We start from the raw sequence: 21490 nt of genomic DNA on the forward strand, positions 1-21490 counted from the left end.
GCCAGCTATTTGGGGAGCGCACGCGCCATGGCGCTTGGTGCCCCACCACTGGCCTGGTTTTGCGCCGCCAAGTGGCCGGTTTTGTCTCCGCCGTTGACAGGTCTGAACTTCTCGCCGTTCTATGATTCCTATGACTGGTCGCGCCTCACCGAAGGCATGGTCGTTTCGGTCAAACTGATCGCGGCCATCGTCACGGTGTCGCTGGTGATCGGCGTGATCGGCGCCGGCGCGCAGACCTCGCGCCTGCGGCCCGTGCGCTGGTTCGTGGCCGCCTATATCGAGATTTTCAGGAACACGCCGCCGATCGTGCAGCTCTTGTTCTTCTATTTCGGCCTTGGCGCGATCACGCCGCAGGTCGATATGGGGGGCTGGTATGAACCCATGATCGGGTCGTTCGGCTGGGCGGTGATCGCCATCGGCATCTTCGGCGGAAGCTACAATGTCGAGATCTTCCGCTCCGGCGTGGAAGCGGTGCCGACCGCAACCACCGAGGCCGCGGAATCGCTCGGCTTCTCCAATTTCAAGATATTCGTCTATATCACCCTGCCGCTCGCCTTCCGCTTCTGTCTTCCGGCGTTGACGAACAACATCGTCAGCCTGGCCAAGACATCGTCGCTGGCCTATGTGATTGCGGTCCCTGAAATCACCTACTCCCTCAGCGGCATCTGGTCGGACAATGTGAACGTGCCCGAGATGATGCTTTTGCTGTTCACCTATTACATTGTGCTTGTCGCGATCATCGCCAAGGCGATGTCGCTGCTCGAGCGCAAGCTTGCATTGCCGGGGTACGGGCAATGAGCGCATATAACGTGACACGGATGACATGGCGCGCCCCGGTGCTGGCGCTCGGTCTCTGCGTGGCCGGAACGGTCGCCGCAATGGCTCAGCAGGGCGGCGATGCCCGCCCCGGCGCACTTGCGACGCTGGTGACATGGATGCCTTTCATCCTCGAGGGGTTCGTGCTCAACCTTGTCATGAGCATCCTTGCGATGGCGATCGCGACCGTCACCGGCGTGATCCTGGGGTTCATGCAGATCAGCCCGATCCAGGTCATTCGCCTGCCCGCCAAGCTGGTGACCCACCTCTTCCGCAATTCGCCCTGGCTGGTGATCCTCTTCGCGATCATGTTCCTGATCCCGTTTCAGGTCCCCATGCCGGGCGGGGGCACGGTGATGATCCCGGACTGGGTCAAGGCGACGATCGGTTTCGCGCTGCCCGTGATGGCGAATATTTCCGAGATTCTGCGCGGCGCGGTGGCGTCGATCCCGTCGGGCCAGTGGGAAAGCGCCGAAAGCCTCGCATTCACCCGATTCCAGACCCTTCGCTACATTATTTTGCCGCAATGCATCCGCCGGATGATGCCGCCCTGGATGAACTGGTACGCGCTGTTGACGCTGATGACCCCGATGGCCGCGATCCTTGGCGTGAACGAGGCACTGGGCAATACGCAGGCGGCGATGGAAGCCGCCGGCGCGCGCCCCGAACTGCTGGTGCCGTTCTACCTGTTCCTGATGACGATTTTCTTCGTCTTCATCTATCCGATTTCAATTTACACCCGCCGGCTCGAACGCCGTTTCGCCGCCGGGTCCTGACGCAGGAGCGATTTACCAATGACAGTTTCGCAAGGCTGGACACCCGATCAGCCCATCGTCGCGCTCAAGAATGTTCACAAAAGCTTCGGGAATTTCGAAGTCCTCAAGGGGATCGACCTTACGGTGATGAAGGGCGAGGTGGTCTGCATCATCGGGGCCTCCGGCTCTGGCAAATCGACCCTGATCCGCACGATCAACGGGCTAACCCCCGTGAACGAAGGCTCCGTTCAGGTCGAGGGGCAGGAGGTCCACGACGGCAATCTCGACAAGCTGGCGCTGCGCCGCAAGGTCGGGATCGTCTTTCAGCAATACAACCTGTTTCCGCACCGTACCGTCCTGCAGAACATCATGATGGCGCCCCTCCTTGTGCTGCGCGAGAACAAGGCCGAGGTCGAGGCCCGTGCCCGCGCGCTTCTGGCCAAGGTCCAGCTCCACGAAAAGGAGAACGCCTATCCGGCCGAGCTGTCGGGCGGGCAGCAGCAGCGCGTCGCCATCGCGCGCAGTCTCTGCATGCGTCCCGATGTCATGCTGTTCGACGAGGTGACGGCCGCGCTGGATCCCGAAACCGTGGGCGAGGTGCTGTTGACCATCAAGCAACTCGCTGCGGACGGGATGACCTGCATTCTGGTCACGCATGAGATGGGCTTCGCCCGCGAGATCTCCGACCGGGTCTATTTCACCGATGCGGGCAGGATCTGCGAAACCGGCCCGCCGAATGTCCTGTTCGACAATCCGCAGGACCCGCGAACCAAGGAGTTCCTGTCGAAAGTTCTCTGAGGTCTGATGTCCGACAGGTTCCAAACCACCGGGCGGGGATGAGACCCTTTGCCCGACACGAGAGGTGCGCCATGACGCAAGAACCGACCCCACGCGCAAGCGATCCGCTGCTGGCGCCGCTGACCATCAAGAAACTCGTGCTGCGCAACCGGCTCCTGAGCACATCGCATGCATGCGGGCTGGAAAAGGACGGGTTTCCGCAAGACGCCTACCAAGCCTATCACGAGGAAAAGGCGAAAGGCGGGCTGGCGCTGACCATGTTCGGGGGCTCGTCCAATGTGGATATCGACAGCCCCAGCATCTTTCAGCAGCTCAATGTGGGCACCGACAAGATCATCCCGCATTTTCAGCGCTTCTCGGAACGGATTCACGCCCGTGGCGCCGCGCTGATGTGCCAGATCACACATCTCGGGCGCCGTGGCGATCCCTATGCGCAGGACTGGCTGCCGCCGATCGGTCCGTCTCCCATCCGCGAGACATTGCATCGCGGGATTCCGCGCGAAATGGACGAAGACGACATCGCGCGCGTCGTGCGGGCCTACGGACAGGCCGCGCGCCGTTGCGAGGCCGGCGGCCTTGACGGGATCGAGACCCTGGCATCGGGGCATCTGATCGGGCAGTTCCTTTCGCCCAAGACCAACGAACGGACAGACCGCTTCGGCGGCTCCCTGGAAAACCGTGTCCGTTTCGCCCTGATGGTGCATGAGGAGATCCGCCGCAATGTCAGCGACGATTTCATTGTCGGCATGCGCTATGTCGTGGACGAGGGGATAGACGGGGAACTCACTCCCGACGACTGTATCGAAGCGGCGCGGATCCTTCAGCGGGAGGGATCCGTCGATTTCTTCAATGCGCTTTATGGCTCGATGGATACATCCCGCTCGCTGTCCGAAGAGGTGTTTCCGGGCATGGGCGTTGCGGCCGCGCCCTGGGTGACTGCGGTCGGGCGCTTCAAGCGCGAAGTCGACCTGCCGGTCTTTCACGCCGCCAAGCTCTCGGACATGGCATCCGCCCGTTTCGCGGTGGCCGAAGGGCATGTGGACATGGCCGGACTCACCCGCCCGCAGATCGCCGACCCGCACATGGTCTCCAAGCTGATCGCGGGCGAGGAACACCGGATCCGCCCCTGCGTCGGCGCGGGGCATTGCCAGTCGCAGCATCGTCCCAAATGCCTGCATAACGCGGCAACCGGGCGGGAGCTCAGCATCGGGCACAGTATCGAAAAAGCCGCCACGCGCCGCCATGCGGTCGTCGTCGGGGCTGGGCCGGGCGGCCTCGAGGCCGCGCGCATCCTGGCCGAACGCGGCCATGACGTGTCTCTCTTCGAGGCAGCGCCCCAACCGGGCGGCCAGCTCCTGCTGGCGGCAAGTGGCTGGCGCAAGGATCTTGTCGGGATCATCGACTGGCGCCTTGGTGAACTCGAACGGCTGAGCGTGCCTGTTCTGTGCAATCGCTTCATGGAACCCGAGGACATTACCGCGCTTGATCCCGACCTCGTGATCCTGGCGACGGGTGGCATCCCGCAGACGGATTTCGGCGATGGCGCGGATCTCGTGCTTTCAGCGTGGGACGTGGTCGGGCGACAGGTCAAACCGCAGGGCGATGTCCTGGTCTGGGACGGGACGGGCCGTCACCCGGCGATGCTGGCGGCGTTCTGCGCGATGGATCAGGGCGCGGATGTTCAGCTTGCCACGATCGACGCGAGCGTGGCCGAGGATCTGGTCTATCCCGAAGCAACGCGCTGGCAAAAGGAAATGGCGAAATCCGGGCTCCGATCCGACGGCCATCTGCGTCTCGTCAAGGTCAGTCGCGAGGGCAATCGCCTTGCGGCCACCCTGTTGAACGAACTGACGCATGAACACCGGACACGCGTCGTCGATCAGGTCGTGGTGGAGATGGGGACGCTCCCGATGGACGACCTTTTCGATGGGTTGAGGGGCGGCGCGTCGAATGGCGGCAAGACCGACATCCACGCGCTCAAGGACTTGCGCCCGCAGCCGCGCCCGCATCCCGGCTTCGAGTTGCACCGCATCGGCGACGCGCTTTCGTCACGAAACGTTCATGCGGCCATCTATGACGCCCTGCGGCTCTGCGCCGTGTCATGATTGAAAACAAGGCCTGCCGCGCCCCCGGCTTCATTTGGCTAAAAACACCTCGGGGGAGTCGCAGCTCGCTGCGACGGGGGCAGCGCCCCCATCTTGCGGCGGGCCGTTTTGTCTTGAAACACAGGGTTGAGTTCTGAAGCGATCCGACCCCCGATTAAAGCGGCGCCCCCGCGAGCAGCAATCGTGAGACGGTTTCGACAACGTATCGATTTCAACCTTGCCGCGCCTCGGAAGAGGGCAGACCGGGGTGTCTCCAGCGCGTGGTTCCGACACTTTTCTGCCACTGTCCAGGCGCATGCATTCCGCATTTACCTGCTTCTCTGCGGGATGGCTTGTGGCTGTTTGATCGCACAACCGCGATCTCGGATCGAACATGGCAGTCACTCAAAATGATGACAACGGATTCTCAAGGAGATATCATGCCTCGTCCATTTAAAATTCTGGCGCTGACTGCGGGTTTGGCCTCAATGATGGTGCTTCCGGTTGCGACAGTTGCAGCTGTCTTTATTGCCGACGTCGCCATCGCAAAGGGTGCTGGCGGCGGCGGCGCTGGTGGTGGCGGCGGCGCTGGTGGTGGCGGCGGCGCTGGTGGCGGCGGCGGCGGCGCTGGTGGCGGCGGCGGCGGCGCTGGTGGTGGCGGCGGTGCTGGTGGTGCTGGTGGTGCTGGTGGCGGAGCCGGTGGCGGTAGCGCTGGTGGCCACGGAGATGCTGGTCAGGGAAGTGGGCCCGGGTCGTCGACAGGAAATCCGGGCAACGATCGTGACGTTGGTCGCGCGGGCGAGACCCCAGATGGTGATGAAGATGGATGGGGCGGCGGCAGCGTTGGAAAATCGGACGCCGAGACGCAGAGTGCCGATGGCGATGAAGGGTCGGAGAGTGATACTTCTGAGTCGACCGGTGCCAGCGATACGGGATCGGGCGTCACCGAGGACGAGACACGCGGCTGACACGCTTTCAGGCGAGCGGTCATCACACAGCAGTCGAACGCGGCGCTTGGAGAGCCGAAAGCCGCATTTTCCGGCGAGTATTATGAACCCTGTGTATCTGGCCCGGCCTACGCGGTTTCAGATACTCCAGCGTCGAAACGCTCGCCGGATATCATGGCGAATTGGTTGCGGGCTGCAAACCATTCCCGGACATCGCGGCCGTTTTAGTCGAACCTTCGAATGGCCAGACAGATCAGCTTGGTCACGGCCTCATCCGTCGGGAAGGAGCCTCGCGTCTTGATCGATTTCCGGATCACGCTGGATTGCCCATACAGATATTAAGCCGAGCCGGGATGCGACAGGCGCGCGTTCACATGTGTTGTCTTGTATCAATGGGCGTTTCGCTGTCTGTGCAGGCGGCGGATGAATCGGCGTGGCGCGATCCAAGGTCGTTGGACGGTTTGATCAAGCACCTGGAGGTGTGGCTTCACGTGAAGACAGACCTGACCTGCCGCGTGGCGAACCCGGCAGGCGTGGTTGGCTGAACTGGGGTTGGAACTGAGCGTGAACTGGTCCGCGATCGTTCTGGGAACCGGATGCATGCGGCGTGACATCCATCCGGACTGAGCAGGGCATCTGACGCGTCGGCAGGACCGGCAACCGCGCGCTTCAGGGCGCGGGTGACGTGGCCGCGCGCTCGTGCGCATGGCGGTTGCGCAGTATGAGGGCCGTGATCACTGGCAAGGCGGCTGCGGCGATAAACATCGCGTCGGGACTAAATGTATCCGATATGATACCGGCCGCCGCCGGCCCCAGGATGCTGCCGGCCGCAGTCGCAAGCAGTGCGGCCGTGAAGCTGAACGACGGCAACTGGGGGAAAAGCCTTTCCGACCAGAAGGCCAGAACGGCACTTGTCATCATCACGTGAATGCCTTGCAGCCCCGCCGATACGATCAGTGCAGGCCAACTTGCGGGTATGACGGCAACCAGAACAAGCGATACCGCGCTTGTCAGCATGAGCAGACGCAAGATACAAGGCAGGCCAATCGCTTGTTTCACGTGTCCGGCAAGAAGCCCGGTCAGACCAAAGACCCCGTAGCACAGGAAGACAAAAGCGGGCGTCGCGGCGGTGGGGGTGCCCGGCACGCCGCCATGTGCCCAGAACGCGTCGGGCGCGAACGAGATATAGATTGCCGAGGTCGCGCCGTAGACGAAGGCGATGGCGAAAAGCGGAATCGCCATGACATGACGCAGCGCGCGCCACGGCATCGTCGTTTCGCGTGCGGGTGGCCTGTCGATCTGACGCAGGACCGACCAGTTCAGGATGAGCACCGCGAAGCCGGCCAATGCGAAGAAGGTCCAGCAATAGCGCCAAGACAGGTCCGCGAAGACAAGGGCCAGGGCGGCGAAACCCGCTGCGATCACGCCGACACCGGTGCCTGTGCTGATCAACGAGAGCGCGGTCGGGCGGTCCCAGTCACGAATCTTGCGATGCACCGGATCGTTGAACGGCGTCCATGCGAAACCCGCGCTTGAAGCCGCAAGAATGACGCCGAGCGCCAGCATGGCGGCATTCTGCGCAAGCGCGATGATGCTCATGCCGACCATGGCCGCGAAGAGCCCGGTCAGGACAGGCATCTTGGGGCCCATACGGTTGAGCAAGCTTTGTGCCACCAGCAAGCCGATGAAAAATCCGCAGAAACCGAGACTGGCGATGAAGCCGACTGTGGAGCTTGAGAGAGCGAAGGTCGATTTGAACTCGGGAACGAAAAGGCCGAACCCCATGCGGCCGGGGCCGTAGCTGATCGCGGTTGCGGTAAAACCGGCGGCTGAAAGGCTTTGGAAATAGGTTATGGGCGCCTCCTTTCCCTTGGCAAATTCCTTGCAAAGAAATGAGTTCCAGCACCGGATAACTTATTTCGGTAACGGACGCGATCCGTTCCGTTCGGGTGCCTCTGACATGGCGGCGCGCGTCAGAGGCAGCGCCCCATCAGGCGATAGACGATCTGGGCCGCGGTGAAATCCCAGGCCGCATTGCCGTCGGGTGCGAGTTCCACCAGGTCAAAACCCACGCAGCGCCGCCCTTTGAGCGCATGTTCCACAAGGTGAAGCGCCTGGTAGTAATCCAGCCCGCCGGGCACAGGCGTGCCAGTGGCGGGCATCTGCGACGGGTCGAGCCCGTCCACGTCGAAAGAGACATAGACCAGCTCGGGGAAATCCGTGGGCAGATCCACCTGATGAATGCGGTTGGTGACGAGCTCCTCTGCATCGCGCCAGAACACCTTGTTCGCCGCGCGGCTGTCGGCCTCTTGCTGGCAGATCGCGCGCACGCCGAACTGGGCGAGGGGAATCCCTTCTTGCGCCAGGAGGTGCATGACCGAGGCATGCGAGTGTTTCTCGCCCTCATAGGCGACGCGCAAATCGGCATGAGCGTCGATCTGCACGACCCCCACAGGCTGCCCGAGCGCATGGGCGACACCCATTACCGCGCCGTAGCTGAGCGAATGTTCACCCCCCAGCGTCACCGGAATGCGGCCAGCCCGCGCCGCCGCTTCTGTGCGAGCGGCCAGACGCGCCATGACCTCGGAGAGGGGGCCGTCGCAATCGACGGGCGCTTCGGTCAGGATGCCCGCGCGGCAGGGTTCCTGCCCGAGGCAAAGCCGCTCGAGCTCGTTTGAGGCTGCGATGATCGCTGCCGGTCCGCGTGCGGTGCCCGCCCCGTAAGACACCGTGCGTTCGAGCGGCATCGGGATTACCCGGAAGCGGGCGGATTCGCTTTTCTCGTCGGCACTGAGTTCACTGGCGAGAAAGCTGCTCATGATAGGCGTTCCTTGAAGTCGAGATAGCCGAACTCGCGCAGGATCCGCAGATCGTCGGTGCGGCTGTTCCAGATGGCGATGGCGGGCAGGGGCACGCCGTTGAAGGTGTTGGTCTTGACCATCGAGTAATGCGCCTGATCGAGAAAGGCGAAACGTTGTCCGATATCAAGCGGGGCGGCCCAAGTATAATCGCCGATGATGTCCCCCGCCAGGCAGGACGGCCCGCCCAGCCGGTAGGTATGGCCGGTCTTGGCCTCGTCGAGCAGTGCAGGACGATAGGGGGCCTCGATCACGTCGGGCATGTGGCAGGTTGCCGATATATCGGTGATCGCTATGGGCATCGTGTTCTCGAACGTGTCGAGGATTTCACCCACCAGGATACCGGCATCGAGCGCCACCGCCTCGCCTGGTTCCAGGTACAGCTCGACGCCGTGGCGTGCGCGGATATCCTTGATGAAGTCGATCAGTCCGGCGCGATCATAATCGTCGCGGGTGATATGGTGCCCGCCGCCCAGGTTGATCCATTGAAGGCGCGCCATATGGGGCGCCAGCAGCGGCTCCACGGCCTCCCAGGTGCGCCGGAGCGGGGCGAAACCCTGTTCGCAAAGCGTGTGCATATGCAGCCCCGCGACCCCGTCGAGCGCGGATGCGTTCAGTTGCGAGACCGGCACGCCAAGGCGCGAGCAGGGCTGGCAAGGGTCGTATTTCTCCACTTCGCCTTCGGAATGCTGCGGGTTGATGCGCAGCCCGACGGACACGCCCGCCGCCTGCGCGCGCGCGCCAAAACGGTCCTTCTGCCCGAGACTGTTGAAAATCAGGTGGTCGCTCAGGCCGAGAATCTCGTCGATCTCGGACTCCTTGTAACCGGTCGAGAAGGTCGTGACCTCGCCGCCATATTCCTCGCGCCCGAGGCGCGCTTCGTGCAATCCGCTGGCGCAGGTGCCCGCGAGATACGAGCGCACCAGCGGCGCCAGCGAGAACATGGAAAATGCCTTGAGCGCGCAGAGCATCCGCGCGCCCGAGGCCGTTCCGACATATGCCAGCACCTCAAGATTGGCCTCAAGCGCGACCTCGTCCACCACAAAACAGGGCGAGGGCACGCGTCCAAGGTCGAAGTGCCGAAAGGCGCCGGCATCCCCGGCCTGGGTCTGCATGGGCTGGGTCATGGCGTGGATGTCCCGGTTCGGTTCAGAACGAGACCGGCCCGTCCAACTCATGCACCTGCCAGGGCAGGCCATGCTTGTTCAGCATGTCCATGAAATCATCCGGATCGAGCTGTTCCATGTTCCACACGCCCGGCGCCGTCCAATTGCCCTTGAGCACCTGCGCCGCGCCAATCATCGCCGGGACGCCGGTCGTATAGGACACCGCCTGGCTGCCGACCTCGGCAAAGCATTCTTCGTGGTCGCAGATATTGTAGATGTAATAGGTCTTTTCGCCCGACCCGTCCTTGGCCTCGCCTGTGGCGATATCGCCGATACACGCCTTGCCCTTGGTCTGCTCGCCGAGGTCGCCGGGATCGGGCAGCAGAGTCTTGAGAAACTGGATCGGGATGATCTCGACCCCGTTATGCATGACCGGGTCGATCCGGGTCATGCCGACATTCTGCAAGACCTTGGCATGGGTGATATAGGCATCCCCGAAGGTCATCCAGAACCGCGCGCGCTCGATCTCGGGGAAATGGGTGCTCAGGCTTTCGAGTTCCTCGTGATACATGAGATACATGTTCTTGGGGCCGATGCCGGGGAAATCGAACTCGACCTTGTGGGTCATGGCCGGGGTCACCTGCCAATCGCCACCCTCCCAGTGCTTGGCATCCTGCAACACTTCGCGCAGGTTGATCTCGGGGTTGAAATTTGTGGCGAAGGCCTGATCGTTGCTGCCGCCATTGGCATCGAGAACGTCGATTTCGCGTATGCTGTCGAGCTTGTGCTTTTTCAGCCAGGTGGCGAACACGCTGGTCACACCGGGGTCGAACCCTGACCCGAGGATCGCCGTCAGCCCGGCCTTGCGAAACTTGTCCTGATAGGCCCATTGCCATCTGTATTCGAACTTGGCCTCGTCCTCGGGTTCGTAATTCGCCGTGTCGAGGTAATGGCAGCCCGCCTCGAGACAGGCATCCATCAGTTTGAGATCCTGGTAGGGCAGCGCCAGGTTGACGAGGATCTCGGCCCCGGTCTTGCGGATCAGGGCGACCGTCGCTGCCACGTCCATCGCGTCGAGCGCGGCGGTGTCGATGTCGACACCGACCCGTTCCTTGACCGATCTGGCAATCGCGTCGCACTTGGACTTCGTGCGGCTGGCCAGGGTGATATGCGTGAAGATATCGGCATTCATCGCCATCTTGTGGACGGCGGCATGGCTGACGCCGCCGGCGCCGATTACGAGTGTGTTTCCCATGACCTCTGTCTCCCGGGTTTGTTCGCTTATTCGTAGTAGGTGTAACCGTTGATGCTGTCGCGATAGGCCGCCATCAGCGGGCGCCGTTCCTCGACGCTGATGACACCTCTGGAAATCGCACCATCCACCAGCTTGCGGAAGGCGTCCACACAATCACTGGGGTCGTATTCGACGTAAGAGAGAACTTCGGCGATGGTGTCTCCTTCCTGTTCGTGAAGCAGATCAAATCCCGCATCCTCGCGCAAGTCTATCGTAACCACATTGGTGTCGCCGAACAGGTTGTGCAGGTCGCCCAGCGTTTCCTGGTAGGCACCGACAAAGAACACGCCCATGTGATAGGGCCGGTCCTGGGGCAGATCATGTACCGGCAAGGACGGCGACGTGCCATCGGCGACGATGAAATGATCGACCTTGCCGTCGCTGTCGCAGGTGATGTCCGATAACACCGCGCGGCGGGTGGGGGCCTGATCCAGCATCTGAAGGGGCATCAGCGGATGCAGCTGGTCGATCGCCCAGACATCAGGCAGCGACTGGAACAGCGAGAAATTGCAGTGATAGATATCGGCGAGCTTGTGCAGCTCGTCCTCGATATCCGCGCCACGCTCGTCAGTGGCGGCCACTGCCTTGATGCGGGCCATCAGGTGGCGGTAGATCGTTTCGGTACGGGCCATCTGGCGCAGCCCGACATGGCCGCGCCGAAAGAGGGCGCGCATCTCGTTGCGATAGAAGCTGGCGTCGTTCAGGCATTCGCGCAGCCGGTCCCCCGACAGATAATCGCCGACGGCCGTCAGGTCGCTGACGTAGTGGTGATCGTCGGGTTCGGCGGCGGGTGCGTCTGGGGCGTCGAACAAGGTTGCCTCAAGCACGTTAAAGATCAGCATCGAGGAGGTCGCGACCGAGGCACGCCCGCTTTCGGTGACCAGGGTGGGATGCTCCACGCCAGCTTCGTTCATCGCATAGGCGACCGTTTCGACGATATTGGCGCAGTATTCCTCGACGCTGTAATTCACCGAATTGGCTGTGGCCTTCTGCTCGCCGGTATAGTCGAAGCCAAGCCCGCCACCGAGGTCGAGATGCGTGAGCGGCGCCCCTTCGGCCGTCATCTCGCAGAAATAGCGGCAGGCGTCGCCAACGGCGCGGCGGACATCGTTCACGTCGGGCACCTGGCTGCCCAGATGCGAGTGCTGAAGCGTGAGGCAATGCAGCAGGCCCGCGTCACGAAGCTTGTCGATCACCTCGACCAGTTGGGCGGTGTTCATCCCGAAGGTCGAGCGATCCCCGGAACTGGCGGCCCAGTTTCCGCTGATCTGGTTGGTCAGCTTGACGCGCACACCCAGCATCGGTTCGACCCCGAGCGCGCGGCTGGTTTCGATGACGGTATCCACCTCCATCGTGCTTTCCAGGACGATGACCGTGTTGAAGCCAAGTTTGCGCGACTGGATCGCGAGGCCGACGAATTCCGTATCCTTGACGCCATTGCAGACGATCAGAGCGTCGTCGGGGAGCTTGTGGGCGAGGGCTATGACCAGCTCGGGCTTCGATCCCGCCTCGAGCCCGAAATCGTATTTGCGCCCGAATTCCACAATCCGGTCCACGACCTGAGCCTGCTGATTGACCTTGATGGGAAACACCCCGCGATAGGTGCCTTGATAGCCGGTGCGCACGATCGCGTCGCGGAAGCTCTCGTTGATCTGGCGGATGGCATCTTCGAGATAGGAACTGACGCGAAGGATCATCGGCGTGTGGATGCCACGCTTTTCGAGGTCGCGGATGATCTCGGGAAGGCTGACCGGGGGGGCGTCGGGCGATAGCGGGTTCTTAAGCGCGACATCGCCGTTTTCGAGAACCTCGAAGAACCCGCGCCCCCAGCGCTTCAGCCCGTAGATGTCTTCATGGGTGTCGCTTGTCGTCATGGCGTTCGCTCCCGTGGGAAGGGTGATGGGGTCCGCGCCCCGGAGTGTCAGCCGGGAGCGCGTTTCAAACAGAACAAAGAGCTCTTCGCGCCGTAGTCGCCGGCGCAAGATTCGTCCAGTGCTATTGCGCGGCGAAGGGTCTCGCGTTCAGGTGCGCGCCGACGTGGTGGTTCAGGGCGCCGTGTTTGCAGACCTACGGCGTCGGCGAATTTGGAGGAAGGCAACCGGCGACCACAGGGCCAGCCCGATCGCCATCGTCGTGAGGCCGGGTGCAATGAACAACAACGATGTCAGCGCCACCGCCCAGCGTTCCAGCCGCGTCAGCGGGGCGATCAGAAAGCCCGAGAAGGCAACCCCCAGACCGCCGATACCCAGCATGGCACCTGCCAGCGTGATCGTGAACGACGCCCAGGTAAAGCCCTCGGTTATCAGCAAAAGTGCGGGAGAGTAGACGAAGACGAAGGGCACGAGCGCCTTGGCGATCCCGAGCCGGAAAGCGGTGTTGCCGGTCTTGAAGGGGTTCGATCCCGCGATCCCGGCTGCTGCATAGGCCGCGAGCGCAACAGGCGGAGTGATATCCGCCAGCACTCCGTAATAGAACACGAAGAAATGCGCGACGAGCGGTTCGACGTTCAAGACCGCCAGAGCGGGGGCCGCGACCGCCACGAGAATGATGTAAGTCGCCGTGGTGGGAATGCCCGCGCCCATGATGATGCAGGCGATGGCGATCAGGATCAACGAGACGAACAGCGCCCATTGTTCGATGGCGAAATAGCTGAGCGGCCAGAGGGCGCTCAGAAAGCCGCCCATGTCGGTTGCGGTCTGAACCACGACATAGCCGAGGCGAAAGCCGACGCCGGTCAGGGTGACGACGCCAACGACGACGCCAACGGTCGCAGCGGCGGCGCCGACTGCCAGCGTGTTGCGCGCACCGTCAGCCAGAGCCCGCCAGAGGTCCTTCAGTGTCAGCCGGTTAACGGGGTTGAGGAAGCCCACGACGATGCAGGCAATAATGCCGTATACCGCCGCATAATCCGGTGTCTTGCCGCTCAGGATCAGGTAGACGAGGATGAAAAGCGGGATCACGGACAGCCAGTGTTGGCGCAGCACAAGTCCCGCCTTGGGAAGCTCGGACGCAGCAAGGCCGCGCAGTCCTAGCTTGCGGGCCTCGAGATGGACCATGATGAAAATCCCGAAATAGTGCAGCAGGGCAGGGAACAGGGCTGCCGCCAGGATATCGCGCAGGGGAATTTCCAGATACTCGACCATGATGAAGGCCGCGGCCCCCAGGATCGGCGGCGTGATCTGCCCGCCGGTAGAAGAGGTGGCCTCGACCGCGCCCGAGAAATGCGCCGGATAGCCGACGCGCTTCATCGCCGGAATGGTCAGCGCACCGGTCGTTACTGTGTTGGCGATGGACGAGCCCGAGATCGTCCCCATGAAGGCCGATGAGAAGATCGCGACCTTCGCAGGGCCGCCCGCAAAGCGCCCAGCGATCACCATGGCAAGGTCGATGAACAACTGCCCCAGCCCGATCCGCGTTGCCAGAACGCCGAAGAGGATGAACAGGAACACATATTGCGCCATCACGCCGATGGCGATGCCGTAGATCCCCTGATTGGTCATGTAGAGATGGTTAATCAGCCCTTGCCAGCTGGCGCCGCCATGTTTGAGAGCCCCCGGCGCCCATGGGCCGAAGACCGCGAAGGCCACGAAGATCAGCGCGATGACCGGCAATGTCGGGCCGACCGCGCGCCGCGTCGCCTCGAGGGTCAGCAGCAAAAGCGCCGTGCCCATGAGAACGTCCATGTCAGAAGGGTTGCCGACCCGGATCGAGACCACCTGCGGCGGCAGAAGCGGAAGGTAAAGTGCTGCGCCCACTGCCAGCATGGCAAAGACGATATCGAGCAGTGGAACGCCGTCGGGGCGATACCACGCCGGGGCGGGTTGCAGATCAGTCGCGCGACGCCGCCACGAGAACAGCAGAAATACGAGTCCGAGGACGAAAGAGAGGTGGATCCCGCGATGCAGCAGCTCACGGACAAGCCCAAAGCCCGAGGCATAGAAATGATAGGCCGACATCGCGACCAGCGTGACCGAAACAATAAGGGCGATCCGGCGGCCGGTGGTCCGAAAGGCCAGTTCGGGATCGTATTTGCGTTCAATCTCGTGCAGCTCTTCGGCTGTGAGTTCGCGGTCTTTCGTCGGTTCTTCGGCCATCGTCTGCACCCGGCAAGTTCAATCAGGACAAAAGAAGCCCGACCGCCGAAGTGGCAGCCGGGCCGGATACGGCAGGGCGCGTGATCACTTGATCAGCCCGGCCTCCTCGTAAAAGCGCTTGGCGCCTTCATGCAGCGGCACGCCAATACCTTTGAGTGCGGTTTCCGCCGTGATCGTCTTGCCCTTTGCATGGCCGACATCCAGCAGCTTGCGCGATTTGTCGTTCCAGAGCGCCTTGGTGATCTCGTAGATCAGCTCGGGATCCTCTTCGGCCGAAGTGAACCACTGTGCGCCCACGGCGACCGTTTCGGTGGCGGCGACGCCTTCATAGGTGCCTTCGGGAATCTCGCTTTGCGCAAAGAAGCCGAATTCGCTGGTCAGCTTGTCGGCACCTTCGCCCGAGATCGGCACCAGTTTGATGTCTTCGGCCGAGGCCAATTCCACCAGCGAGCCGGTGGGATAGCCGGCGACCACGAAGAAGGCGTCGATCTTGCCGTTGCGCAGCGCCTCGGAGGCGGCGTTGCCCTTGAGCGCCTCGGCCGTCACGTCATCGACCGACAGGCCATTGGCTTCGAGGATCAGACCGGCATCGACATAGGTGCCCGAGCCCGGCTCGTCGAGCGAGACGCGCTTGCCCGCCAGCTCCGCGACGGAATCGATGCCGCTATCTGCGAGCGCGACAAGGTGAATGTGCTCTTCGAACAGGGCGGCGATGGTGCGCAGGTTCTCGGCGGGCGGTTGGCCGTCCATCGTGCCGGTACCCGTATAAGCCCAATAGGCGACATCCGACTGTGCAAAGCCGGAATTGCGCAGGCCAGAGACAATTGCGTTGACGTTGTCCACGGAACCGCGCGAAGAGACAGCCGAAGCGATCAGCCCGTCGACGCCGCAGCTTCCGCCTTCTTCGCAGGGGCGCGATCCGGGCGGTTTGGAAATGGCGTTCGCGATCACGCCGCCGACCGGGTAATAGGTATAGGCCGTGCCACCCGTGCCGATCGTGAAGAACTTGAGGTCCTGCGCGGTCGCGGATGCCGCCAGTCCGGTAACGAGCACGGCCCCGACGATGAGGTTGCGTGCGCTGCGAATGAATTGCATGAGTGTCTCCCTGTGCATATGTTTGCTCACCTTGCTCCTGGTGGCGATTGACCTGCCTGGCAACGGGCGAGCATGAGCGACGTTATGACAAGCGCAGGGGCGCCGCAACCGCAAGTAAGAGCCGACGCCGCGCGCCATCCGCGGGGGTAGTGCCTGCTCTAGCTTCACCCTGGAGCGAGCACGGTACAAAACGGTCATGTGTGCTCCGGGATGAAGTCGGGATAGATGCCGGAGACGGTGCATGCCCTTGCGCAATCCATCCACTTGAGCATGCCGTATCCCAGAACCCGCGCGGTTCTGAACCCAAGCTCCGGCGCCCCCGGAACATCGCTCTGCAACGTGTCGCCGGCCATCGGAACCCGCGTGCCGGATCGGGCGGCGAGACGAGGCGCGATAGTGCAATGTCGACTATCTCGGGGAAGGGTTTACAGAAGACTCGTGGCGCGTAACCGGTGGTGTCGGCCAGGCGGTGCGCGAGATGACCGGATTCCAGCGATCACCCGGCCTCTCGAGGTGCCACCAGGTCTGGATTGCCGACCAGCACTGATCGGAGATCGTGCAGCAGTGCAGCCTCTAGCAGAGCCTGACGCATGGAATTCCAACCCGCCGAGCCGATCATCAGAAACCCGTCCACTGCAGCATAATCGGTGGGATCGTCGCCAAGGAAGCGCAGGGTCAGCCCTCCAATATCCTCGACGCCATGATCTGGCGAAAGCATCGCGCCCCAGTGATATGTATCGCCTGACAGATGGGCAAGCAGGGCTTCGCGGCTCGAGGCGACCTTGTGCAGCGCGAAGTCGAAACCAAGTCGCGCGTGACCTTCCCTCATAAGCCGCTTGGGATAGCTGGCCGAATTCGTTACGAGGCAAAGCCGTTCACCGGCCGCACGCAGGGCGACCATGTGCGCCACCGCGCCCGACACCGGTGCTCCCCACCATTGAGAGCGCCGTAGGAGTCAAGCAAGATCAGGCCGAACGGCTCGGCCACGGCCCCAAGTCGGGGGTGCATCGCGGCACCGGGAGAACCCGGCGCAGGAAGCCGCGCACGGATCGCATGATATGCGGCGAAGGCCGAAGAAGGTCAGTCATGCGCGGTGATCAGCATTGCGGGATCCGCCGCTTGCGCAGCTATGCCTCGGCAACCTCTTACATGATCAACAGACCGTGGATGCACATCAGGACCATGACGGCCTAGGACCAGTTGAACGTGCCGATCACGCTTTGCAGGATGATGCCGATCCCGCCCGCACCGACGCCGCCAATCATCGCCGAGACGAGCAGATTGCTGTCCAGCCGACAGATCGAGAGGCGGATCTGGCGTGGCTGGATTTGCGGGAAGACGGGGTAGAACAGCATCGAAAGTTACGGCGCGCCCGCCGCGCGCATCGCCTCGGCCTGACCGACCTGACCGAAATCGACCCCTTAGATGCGTTCGGCAAGCATCTTGGCGACGAAGCCGATGGAATAGACAATCAGTGTCAGCCCCGCGGCCAGCGGACCGAAACCCACCGCCTTGACGAAGATGATCGCCACGATCGCCGGGTGAAGGTTGTACGCGAGGATGATAACCGCGTGGCCCGGCAGGAAGATCGGTTGCTGGGCGATACATTGCCGGCGGCCATGATGGCTATGGGGATCGACAGAAATATGTAGCCCGTCGATCAGCACGCCGCCGCGCGCGGAACTCGGGGAAAAGCGCCGCTAAAGATGCGTGCGGCGCGGGCCAGACTCTGGCTGACGCGCTCCCAGTCAATGGGCAGCTCATAGTTCGCCGAGACCACACGGATTGCAATGCCCAGCCGTACCGCCCAACACAACACGGGGTTGGCGATGATTGGGCGAGGTATGCGCGATACGCTTGTTGGTAATATCCTCCATCGCGTTAATACTCGAATCCTCGCGCGTGTGGACCTTCAATGTGTAGCCGAACGCGCTCTCGTCCGATCCCATGATAGCAAAAGGCACAGCGTCTGCCAGGTTCACCGCGAATGGTGTAGGCCCGGTCGGGAAACCGGCGAAATGAAGGCGGTCCGAGCGCCGCGCTCGCATTCCTGAACCTGCGCCTTGCTGGCCATGCCGAGGATCAATGTTGTCGGTGTCACAGCTTGCTCCTCCTGATGCCCCGGTTCTGCCGATCGACAGGACTTAGAGTGTGGAGCTTTCAACATTTCAGGCATTACAGCTGCACCATGAAATGGAGTTGTCATAAAACCGTGCCAGACTGCGCGCCGGAGAGTGTGATGATCAACCCGGACCACAAGCTGAACAAGACTGCCCGCCGCGAGCGCATCCTGCTGGAGTTGCGGCTCACGCCGCACCTGCGGACCAGTGATCTGGCCGAGCGCTTCGGCGTCACCAGCGAGACGATTCGCCGTGACGTGACCGCGCTGGAAGGGGCAGGGCAGGTGAGCCGCGATTTTGGCGGCGTGACCGCCACAACGCCGGGCATGCGCCCGCAGGTGGAGACCCGGAACCGTTCGCATTTGAGCGAACGCGAACGGGTCGGACGGCTTGCTGCCAGTATGGTGCGACCAGACGATCTGGTTATGATCGACGCGGGATCGACCACGCTCCAGTTCGCACGCACATTGGCGTTCTCAGAGACCCCTGTGAACGTGATCACAAACAGCGTGAATGTGGCCATCGTTCTTGGCCAGAGTCGTGCCGCGCATGTTCGGTTGTGTCCGGGCGATTTCATGGCCGCCGAGGCCGCGGTCGTGGGGCCGGAGACCATCGATTTCCTGCGCCGTTTTCACGCCACTTACGCATTTGTCGGGATGTCGGGGATCAGCGAGCGCGGCTTCAGCGAGGCGGTGCCGGGTTTCGCCGGGATCAAGCGGGCGATGCTGGCGCAAAGCGAACATCTGGTTGTCATGGCCGACAGCCACAAGTTCGGACGCACCGACTCCGACCTGATCGCCGTGTTCGGACCGGACATGACAGTGATCAGCGGCGGTGCACCGGCCCAGGACCTGGCCGGGGCAATGGCGGCCGCGGGCTGTCTTTTGCGCATCGCCTCATCCTGCGCTAGCGGTTGAAATCGGAGGTCTCCGAGAGGCTCTGATCAAGAGTGATCCCGCGTTTCTCGGCGCTCTTGCGGACGGTTTCGCGCAGAATCGGACTGCGCTTCAGCAAACGGCGGAACCGGGTCTCATCCAGCACCAGAAGCGTTGATGGAACGATCGCGCGCGCTTCGGTGCGGCGCGGCTTTTGCATGAGAACCCCAATCTGGCCGAACATCTCGCCGCGTCCTAGCCGCCATGTCTGACCGGCTGCCTGCAATTCCACTGCGCCCGAGGCGATGAAGAAGACCCGTCGCGACGGGCTGTCCTTGTGCAGTATATAGTCGCCAGCGTTTACATAGCGCGTCCTGAGAGCGCGCACGAGGCGTTTTCGCACCGGCGCATCAAGATCCTTGAAGAGCGGAAAGCGCTTGACGAGCTCGACACGCTGCAATGCCAGATCCAGCGGCGGACGGTCCTCGGCGGCGGCGCGGCGACGGGCGATGTCATGCATGAGTGCGGTATAAAGTTCGGACCCGATCAGCCCGTCTTCGCGGATCGCCGCGTATTCGCGTTCTTCCAGGCGCAAGGCGGTGCGGCGAATGAAACGGCGTTCAAGATCTTCGGCATAACCCGGATATTGCAGCCTCAACCCCTCGAGCGCGGTCTCGACCATCTCGACCCGGCGCGCCAGCAACTCGTTGAGCAGTTCCGCCACGCGCCGACCGTGAATTCGCCGGATACGGCTGTCGATGAACCCGCCAAGGTCCCGCAGGATCAGGCGCTGCGAGAGCAGAAGCTCGAAGCGGTCGGCCATCAAGCGGGCAAGCGGAAATGAGATGCCAAGCCGGTTATGAAGGAATACCGCCCAGCGAAAGCCGCGCCCGAAGCTGACCACACGGCGCGCCGCCTGCTGATAGCCGCTGCGCCCAGCCGAACGCGCGGATTCAATCAGACGCCCGGCATCCGAGAGCACCTGTTCGGCCAGCCGCGCCGAAAGCGTTCGCTCACGCACCCGCGCCAGAATCGTGTCGCGCTCGGCTCCCGCCAGTGCGATCAGACCGAGGGTGATGCGATCGCGGTCAGCAACATCGGGATTATCCTCGGCGGTTTTCACGGCCCCTTCCAGCCGCTCGCCGAAACGCACCGCTTCGGCGCGCACGATATCGTGGTTCAGTTCATAATTCTCGGTGGTCTTGGCGACATCCTCGCGAACCGTCTGAAGGGCTACGGCGATGACCTGGCGCGACAGCGCCTTGTCGAGCGGCGACAGTTGATCCAGCCGAAGACGCCCGATCAGCCAACGCAGCGTCGTGCCCTGCACAATCAGGGTGAACAATGTGAAACCCGTGGCAAGGATGCCCACGACGCGTTTGATTTCGAGCGGGACACGGAAGCTTTCGGTGACCGCCAGTGCCAGTGCAAGCGTGACCGCGCCGCGCAAGCCGCCCCAGAGGATCGCGGTGCGGTAGCTGCGCTCGACCATGGGCGAAAGGCGCAGCATGGTCAGCATCGGCAGAAGCCCGAACAGTATGACTGCGCGCGCAGCGATGGCGGCCAGAATGACTACACCGATCAGCAGGAAATCGTCAGCCCGGACACCCTCTAGAAGGCGCGGAATGAGCAGCGCGGCCAGAATAAAGATCAAGGCCCCCGCCCAATGCGCCAGAAGGCCCCAGACCTCGCGCATATTGGCCCAGGTCTGCGGCGGCAGACGCCCCGGCGCGGTGAGGTTCAACGTCATGCCCGCCACGACCACCGCGATCACACCCGAGGCGCCGATGCTCTGTTCGGCGCCGATGAAGGCAAGATAGGGCAGCGCGACCGAAATCGAGATCTGCGCCAGTTCGTACTCCGAGAACATCGACATGAGCCACACCGCGATACGCGCCATGAACCAGCCGACTAGCGCACCGCCCGCGATCAGGACCGGGAAGCGCGTGAAGGTGTCCCCGAGTGCCGGATCGGGAACGCCCAGCATCACAAAGCCCATAAACAGGCCGAACAGCGCGATGGCAGCCGCATCGTTGAGCAGGCTTTCGCCTTCGATGATTCGTGCAAGTCGACGCGGTGCCGATATCGAACGGAAGATGCCCACCACGGCGGAGGGATCGGTTGTCGACACGATCGCCCCGATCAGAAGACATGCAGCCAAGGGCAGTGCGCTGACCCAATGCAGTGCGTATCCGACGCTCAGCGTTGCCACGATCACCGCGACCACCGCAAGCACGATGATTGGCACCCAGTCGTCCAGCATCCGCCGCAGGTTCATTCCAAGTGTCACTTGGAAAAGGAGCGTCGGCAGAAAAACATAGATGAACACGTTCGACCGGATCGGCAACTGCATGATCGCTTCGGCGACCGGGTCGAGCGCGTCGGTAAGATCCGTGCGCAGGAAGAAGATCGCGGACACGCCGATCAGGATTCCGATGACCGCAAGGATCACTCCGAAAGGCACGCGCAAGCGTGCGGCCAGCGGCTCGGCCATACCGATGACAACAAAAAGCGCCGCGAGTATTGTGAGGATCAGTACAATGTCCATGGAACCGGAATAAGCGAAAAGACGGGAAAAGAGAACGGCAAGCAGGGGGGAACACGGTTAGTGGCGTAAAGCGTGGTCGGGCCGATCACAACCTGAGCAT

19 protein-coding genes and 2 pseudogenes are annotated in these 21490 nt (G+C 62.6%); 6 read left to right on the forward strand and 15 right to left on the reverse strand.

Annotated elements, in window-relative coordinates; all coding sequences use genetic code 11:
- The first annotated feature begins 27 nt into the window (after nucleotides 1–27).
- The 4 genes from N5A93_RS16830 to N5A93_RS16845 all read left to right on the forward strand — a co-directional run bounded on the left by N5A93_RS16830 (nucleotide 28) and on the right by N5A93_RS16845 (nucleotide 4474).
- Nucleotides 28–798: an amino acid ABC transporter permease gene (locus N5A93_RS16830; RefSeq protein ID WP_268956299.1), complete on the forward strand. Its 771-nt coding sequence runs from the start codon at nucleotides 28–30 to the stop codon at nucleotides 796–798.
- Nucleotides 795–1592, forward strand: coding sequence for an amino acid ABC transporter permease (locus tag N5A93_RS16835; protein ID WP_268956264.1), 798 nt, complete (start codon nucleotides 795–797; stop codon nucleotides 1590–1592). The genes N5A93_RS16830 and N5A93_RS16835 overlap by 4 nt, the downstream gene beginning before the upstream one ends.
- 18 nt (nucleotides 1593–1610) lie before the next feature.
- Nucleotides 1611–2369 carry an amino acid ABC transporter ATP-binding protein gene (locus tag N5A93_RS16840; protein WP_328407119.1) on the forward strand — a complete coding sequence of 253 codons (759 nt, stop codon included), beginning with the start codon at nucleotides 1611–1613 and terminating at the stop codon, nucleotides 2367–2369.
- Nucleotides 2370–2440: 71 nt separating this feature from the next.
- Nucleotides 2441–4474: an NADH:flavin oxidoreductase gene (locus N5A93_RS16845; RefSeq protein WP_268956265.1), complete on the forward strand. Its 2034-nt coding sequence runs from the start codon at nucleotides 2441–2443 to the stop codon at nucleotides 4472–4474.
- Nucleotides 4475–4938: 464 nt separating this feature from the next.
- Here N5A93_RS16845 and N5A93_RS16850 read toward each other — a convergent pair whose 3' ends face one another.
- Together N5A93_RS16850 and N5A93_RS19585 are read right to left on the reverse strand one after the other, a co-directional pair.
- Complete coding sequence (locus N5A93_RS16850; protein ID WP_268956266.1) at nucleotides 4939–5175, reverse strand: hypothetical protein; 237 nt, start codon at nucleotides 5173–5175, stop codon at nucleotides 4939–4941.
- A gap of 353 nt (nucleotides 5176–5528) precedes the next feature.
- Nucleotides 5529–5717, reverse strand: a pseudogene (locus tag N5A93_RS19585) (IS256 family transposase); the annotation flags it as partial.
- A 205-nt stretch (nucleotides 5718–5922) separates the two neighbouring features.
- Between N5A93_RS19585 and N5A93_RS19515 the strand changes: the two are divergent.
- Nucleotides 5923–6027: pseudogene (locus N5A93_RS19515) on the forward strand (DUF6647 family protein); the annotation flags it as partial.
- Between the two features lie 42 nt (nucleotides 6028–6069).
- On the opposite strand, the gene N5A93_RS16855 reads toward N5A93_RS19515, so the two are convergent.
- From N5A93_RS16855 to N5A93_RS16905, 12 genes are all read right to left on the reverse strand, one after another.
- A complete protein-coding gene (locus N5A93_RS16855; protein ID WP_328407175.1) occupies nucleotides 6070–7311 on the reverse strand; it encodes an MFS transporter in 1242 nt (413 codons plus the stop codon).
- 62 nt (nucleotides 7312–7373) lie between these two features.
- Complete coding sequence (gene speB / locus N5A93_RS16860) at nucleotides 7374–8219, reverse strand: agmatinase (RefSeq protein WP_268956267.1); 846 nt, start codon at nucleotides 8217–8219, stop codon at nucleotides 7374–7376.
- A complete protein-coding gene (gene nspC, locus N5A93_RS16865) occupies nucleotides 8216–9385 on the reverse strand; it encodes a carboxynorspermidine decarboxylase (protein ID WP_268956268.1) in 1170 nt (389 codons plus the stop codon). Before nspC ends, speB begins: the two co-directional genes overlap by 4 nt.
- A 22-nt stretch (nucleotides 9386–9407) precedes the next feature.
- Nucleotides 9408–10619, reverse strand: coding sequence for a saccharopine dehydrogenase family protein (locus N5A93_RS16870; protein WP_268956269.1), 1212 nt, complete (start codon nucleotides 10617–10619; stop codon nucleotides 9408–9410).
- A gap of 26 nt (nucleotides 10620–10645) precedes the next feature.
- Complete coding sequence (gene speA, locus N5A93_RS16875; RefSeq protein ID WP_268956270.1) at nucleotides 10646–12532, reverse strand: biosynthetic arginine decarboxylase; 1887 nt, start codon at nucleotides 12530–12532, stop codon at nucleotides 10646–10648.
- Nucleotides 12533–12703: 171 nt separating this feature from the next.
- The gene (locus tag N5A93_RS16880; RefSeq protein WP_268956271.1) at nucleotides 12704–14752 is read right to left on the reverse strand and encodes a TRAP transporter permease; all 2049 of its coding nucleotides are present in this window, start codon (nucleotides 14750–14752) and stop codon (nucleotides 12704–12706) included.
- A gap of 84 nt (nucleotides 14753–14836) precedes the next feature.
- Complete coding sequence (locus tag N5A93_RS16885; protein ID WP_268956272.1) at nucleotides 14837–15847, reverse strand: TAXI family TRAP transporter solute-binding subunit; 1011 nt, start codon at nucleotides 15845–15847, stop codon at nucleotides 14837–14839.
- Nucleotides 15848–16041: 194 nt separating this feature from the next.
- Nucleotides 16042–16200 (reverse strand): hypothetical protein, encoded by a 159-nt coding sequence (locus N5A93_RS16890; RefSeq protein WP_268956273.1) that lies wholly within the window; start codon nucleotides 16198–16200, stop codon nucleotides 16042–16044.
- Nucleotides 16201–16343: 143 nt separating this feature from the next.
- On the reverse strand, nucleotides 16344–16748 hold the full coding sequence (locus tag N5A93_RS16895; RefSeq protein ID WP_268956274.1) for an HAD family hydrolase: 405 nt from the start codon (nucleotides 16746–16748) through the stop codon (nucleotides 16344–16346).
- Nucleotides 16749–17037: 289 nt separating this feature from the next.
- Nucleotides 17038–17202, reverse strand: a complete 165-nt coding sequence (locus N5A93_RS19520) for a hypothetical protein (RefSeq protein ID WP_328407131.1) — start codon at nucleotides 17200–17202, stop codon at nucleotides 17038–17040.
- A 66-nt stretch (nucleotides 17203–17268) separates the two neighbouring features.
- Nucleotides 17269–17514 carry an ABC transporter permease family protein gene (locus N5A93_RS19525; protein WP_328407134.1) on the reverse strand — a complete coding sequence of 82 codons (246 nt, stop codon included), beginning with the start codon at nucleotides 17512–17514 and terminating at the stop codon, nucleotides 17269–17271.
- A 93-nt stretch (nucleotides 17515–17607) separates the two neighbouring features.
- Nucleotides 17608–17895 (reverse strand): PhnD/SsuA/transferrin family substrate-binding protein, encoded by a 288-nt coding sequence (locus N5A93_RS16905; RefSeq protein WP_328407137.1) that lies wholly within the window; start codon nucleotides 17893–17895, stop codon nucleotides 17608–17610.
- 191 nt (nucleotides 17896–18086) lie between these two features.
- Between N5A93_RS16905 and N5A93_RS16910 the strand changes: the two genes are divergently transcribed.
- Nucleotides 18087–18884, forward strand: a complete 798-nt coding sequence (locus N5A93_RS16910; protein WP_268956275.1) for a DeoR/GlpR family DNA-binding transcription regulator — start codon at nucleotides 18087–18089, stop codon at nucleotides 18882–18884.
- Here N5A93_RS16910 and N5A93_RS16915 read toward each other — a convergent pair.
- Nucleotides 18874–21390 carry a cation:proton antiporter gene (locus tag N5A93_RS16915; RefSeq protein ID WP_268956276.1) on the reverse strand — a complete coding sequence of 839 codons (2517 nt, stop codon included), beginning with the start codon at nucleotides 21388–21390 and terminating at the stop codon, nucleotides 18874–18876. The two genes, N5A93_RS16910 and N5A93_RS16915, sit on opposite strands and share 11 nt — an antisense overlap.
- Nucleotides 21391–21490: the final 100 nt, after the last annotated feature.

This window comes from Roseovarius salincola (assembly GCF_026891095.1).
In the GTDB taxonomy this organism is placed as follows: Bacteria; Pseudomonadota; Alphaproteobacteria; order Rhodobacterales; family Rhodobacteraceae; genus Roseovarius; species Roseovarius salincola.

Coding starts and splice junctions, on each gene's coding strand:
- N5A93_RS16830 (WP_268956299.1), top strand. CDS start 28: ATGGCGCTTGGTGCCCCACCACTGGCCTGGTTTTGCGCCGCCAAGTGG.
- N5A93_RS16835 (WP_268956264.1), top strand. CDS start 795: ATGAGCGCATATAACGTGACACGGATGACATGGCGCGCCCCGGTGCTG.
- N5A93_RS16840 (WP_328407119.1), top strand. CDS start 1,611: ATGACAGTTTCGCAAGGCTGGACACCCGATCAGCCCATCGTCGCGCTC.
- N5A93_RS16845 (WP_268956265.1), top strand. CDS start 2,441: ATGACGCAAGAACCGACCCCACGCGCAAGCGATCCGCTGCTGGCGCCG.
- speB (WP_268956267.1), bottom strand. CDS start 8,219: ATGAGCAGCTTTCTCGCCAGTGAACTCAGTGCCGACGAGAAAAGCGAA.
- nspC (WP_268956268.1), bottom strand. CDS start 9,385: ATGACCCAGCCCATGCAGACCCAGGCCGGGGATGCCGGCGCCTTTCGG.
- N5A93_RS16870 (WP_268956269.1), bottom strand. CDS start 10,619: ATGGGAAACACACTCGTAATCGGCGCCGGCGGCGTCAGCCATGCCGCC.
- speA (WP_268956270.1), bottom strand. CDS start 12,532: ATGACGACAAGCGACACCCATGAAGACATCTACGGGCTGAAGCGCTGG.
- N5A93_RS16880 (WP_268956271.1), bottom strand. CDS start 14,752: ATGGCCGAAGAACCGACGAAAGACCGCGAACTCACAGCCGAAGAGCTG.
- N5A93_RS16885 (WP_268956272.1), bottom strand. CDS start 15,847: ATGCAATTCATTCGCAGCGCACGCAACCTCATCGTCGGGGCCGTGCTC.
- N5A93_RS16890 (WP_268956273.1), bottom strand. CDS start 16,200: ATGGCCGGCGACACGTTGCAGAGCGATGTTCCGGGGGCGCCGGAGCTT.
- N5A93_RS16895 (WP_268956274.1), bottom strand. CDS start 16,748: ATGGTCGCCCTGCGTGCGGCCGGTGAACGGCTTTGCCTCGTAACGAAT.
- N5A93_RS19520 (WP_328407131.1), bottom strand. CDS start 17,202: ATGCTGTTCTACCCCGTCTTCCCGCAAATCCAGCCACGCCAGATCCGC.
- N5A93_RS16905 (WP_328407137.1), bottom strand. CDS start 17,895: ATGCGAGCGCGGCGCTCGGACCGCCTTCATTTCGCCGGTTTCCCGACC.
- N5A93_RS16910 (WP_268956275.1), top strand. CDS start 18,087: ATGATCAACCCGGACCACAAGCTGAACAAGACTGCCCGCCGCGAGCGC.
- N5A93_RS16915 (WP_268956276.1), bottom strand. CDS start 21,390: ATGGACATTGTACTGATCCTCACAATACTCGCGGCGCTTTTTGTTGTC.